The following is a 3093-nucleotide window of genomic DNA, read 5'->3' on the forward strand; positions in this document are numbered from 1 at the left end:
TGCACCAGATGCCGCGACACCAGGCGGCCCAACATCCCACCCGCACCCGTCACCAGGACGGTGGCCTCCGGGCCGATCCGGGGCACCTCGGACCCCCCGGTGTCGGGTACCCGGACCAGCCGGGCGACGTACGTGGTGCCGGCGCGGACGAGCACCTGCGGCTCGTCGGCGGCGAGCAGGGCGGCGGGGTCCGGCGCGGCGGTGTCGACGTCGGCGAGGACGATGCGCCCGGGGTGTTCGGCCTGGGCCGAGCGGACCAGGCCCCAGACCGCGGCGCCGGCCAGGTCGGTCACGTCCTCACCCGGCAACGCCACCGCGCCCCGGGTGACCACCAGCAACCGTCCGTCCTGCTCACCGGCGAGCCACGACTGGAGGGCCAGCAGGACGTCCCCGGTCACCCGGTGCACCGCCGCCGCGTCCGTGCCCGACTCCACGTCGAGCACCACCACGTCGTCGGCGGCGGGCCGGTCGTCGGCCCGGACGGTGCCGGCGGTCCAGTCGATCCGGTACAGCGGGTCCCGGGAGGCGGGGGCGGCGAGCTGCTCCTCGGCGACGGGACGGGACACCAGCGAGCCCACCGACAGCACCGGCCGGCCCGCCGGATCCGCTGCCAGCACGGAGACGGCGTCCGCACCGGCCGGCGCGAAGCGCACCCGCAGCACCGACGCGCCCGCCGCCGCCAGCGACACACCCGACCAGGAGAACGGCAGCACCGCCCGATCCCCACGACCGCCCTCGGCCGCCACGACCAACCCGTGCATCGCCGCGTCCAGCAGCGCCGGATGGACCCCGAAATCGTCGACCACGACGGCATCACCCAACGCCACCTCGACGAACGTCTCGTCGCCGCGCCGCCACACCCCCCGCAACCCCTGGAACACCGGCCCGTAGCCGTACCCCAGACCCGCCAACATCTCGTACGCGCCCACCATCGGCACCGCCTCCGCGCCCGCCGGTGGCCAGACCGCCAGCGGGGTCACGTCGGGGACGGGGGTGTCGTCGGTGAGGGTGCCCTCGGCGTGCGTGGTCCAAGGCGCCCCCGGGTCGTGCTCGCCATGGGATCGGATGCTCACCGGCCGGGCACCCGTGTCGTCGGCCGCGCCGACGACGACCTGGACGGCGACGCCGCCCTCCTCGGGCAGGATCAGCGGCGCCTGGAGGATGAGCTCCTCGACGCTGTCGCAGCCGACCTCTTCACCGGCCCGCAGGGCGAGTTCGACCAGCCCGGTCCCGGGCAGCAGGATCGTGCCGTGCACGGCGTGGTCGGCCAGCCACGGCTGCGCGTTCAGCGACAGCCGGCCGGTGAGCAGCACCCCGTCGGAGTCCGGCAGCGGCACCACCGCGGTCAGCAGCGGATGCTCGCTGGCTCCCAGGCCGAGGGCGGCGGCGTCGGTCCCCGTTGCCGCCGAGTGGATCCAGTACCGCTCGCGCTGGAACGGGTAGGTGGGCAGGTCGATCCGCCGTCCGCCGGGGCACCAGGCGGTCGGATCGACGGGCGCGCCGGCGGTCCAGAGCCGGCCCACGGCGGCGGCCAGGGTGGTCACCTCGTCGCGGTCGCGGCGCTGGGTGGCGACGGTGACCGTCTGCGGCCCGGTGACACTCGCCTCGCCGAGTCCGCTCAGCACCGCGTCGGGTCCGACCTCGACGAACCGGGCGACTCCGGCGGCTTCGAGGGTGGTGAGCGCGTCGGCGAACCGGACGGCGTGCCGGACGTGCCGCACCCAGTACTCCGGATCGGTCAACTCGCCCGCCTCCGCTAGCCGACCGGTCAACGTGGACACCACCGGGACGGTCGGCGCGGCGTAGGCCAGAGACTCCGCGACCGAACGGAAGCCCGCCAGCATCGGTTCCATCAGCGGCGAGTGGAACGCGTGCGACACCCGCAGCCGGGTCGTCTTCCGCTCACCCAACCCCGCGACGACCGCCTCGACGGCCGCCTCCACACCGGAGACCACCACCGACGTCGGACCGTTCACCGCGGCGATGTCCACACCGTCGACCAGCAGCGGACGCACCTCGTCCTCAGTCGCCTGCACGGCGACCATCACGCCACCGGCCGGCAACGCCTGCATCAGACTGCCGCGCGCGGCCACCAGCTTGCACGCGTCGTCCAGGGAGAACACCCCCGCCACGTGCGCGGCGGCCAGCTCACCGATCGAATGACCCGCCACGAAGTCCGGCCGGATCCCCCACGACTCGAGCAGCCGGAACAACGCCACCTCGAACGCGAACAACGCCGGCTGCGCATTCCCCGTCGCGCTCAACGCCGAGACGTCATCACCCCACAGCACATCCCGCAACTCCGGCTCGAAACCCGCCAGCGCCGCGTCGAACGCCGCCGCGAACACCGGATACGCCTCGTACAACGCACGACCCATCCCGAGGCGCTGCGCGCCCTGACCGGTGAAGAGCAACGCGGTCGCACCCGCGACGGGGGTGACGGGCAGTACGCCCTCGCCCAGCCGGCGCAGCAGTTCTTCCCGGTCCGCGCCCACCACCACCGCCCGGTACTCGAAGGCGCTGCGACCGGCCAGCGTCGCGCCGACGTCCGCCGCCGACCAGTCCTCGTGTTCCCGCACGGTGCGGAGCAGCCGGCCGGCCTGGTCGATCACCGCGTCCGGCGTCCGCGCCGAGAGCAGCCACGGCACCACGGGCGCCGCCGGGATGGGCGGCACGTCCGCGACGGGGGGCTGTTCCAGGATGACGTGGGCGTTGGTGCCGCTGATGCCGAAGGACGACACGGCGGCGCGTCGGGGCCGGCCGGTCTGCGGCCACGGCTGGGCCTCGGTGAGCAGTTCGACCGCGCCGGCCGTCCAGTCGACCTGCGGCGACGGCTCGTCGACGTGCAGCGTCCGGGGCAGGGTGCCGTGCCGCATCGCCTCGACCATCTTGATCACGCCCGCGACGCCGGCGGCGGCCTGGGTGTGGCCCATGTTCGACTTGATCGAGCCGAGCCAGAGCGGCTGGTCGGCCGGCCGGTCCTGCCCGTACGTGGCGATCAGCGCCTGCGCCTCGATCGGGTCGCCGAGGGTGGTGCCGGTGCCGTGCGCCTCCACCGCGTCCACCTGCTCGGCGGAGAGCTGCGCGTTGGCC

1 protein-coding gene is annotated in these 3093 nt (G+C 74.6%); it reads right to left on the reverse strand.

Annotated features, from left to right (window positions below; genetic code table 11):
• Positions 1-3093 (reverse strand): type I polyketide synthase (locus V6U81_RS28970; RefSeq protein WP_334494218.1); only part of this gene is annotated, 3093 nt, incomplete at both ends.

The sequence above is a fragment of the Micromonospora lacuserhaii genome (assembly GCF_036902735.1).
Classification (GTDB): Bacteria; Actinomycetota; Actinomycetes; order Mycobacteriales; family Micromonosporaceae; genus Micromonospora.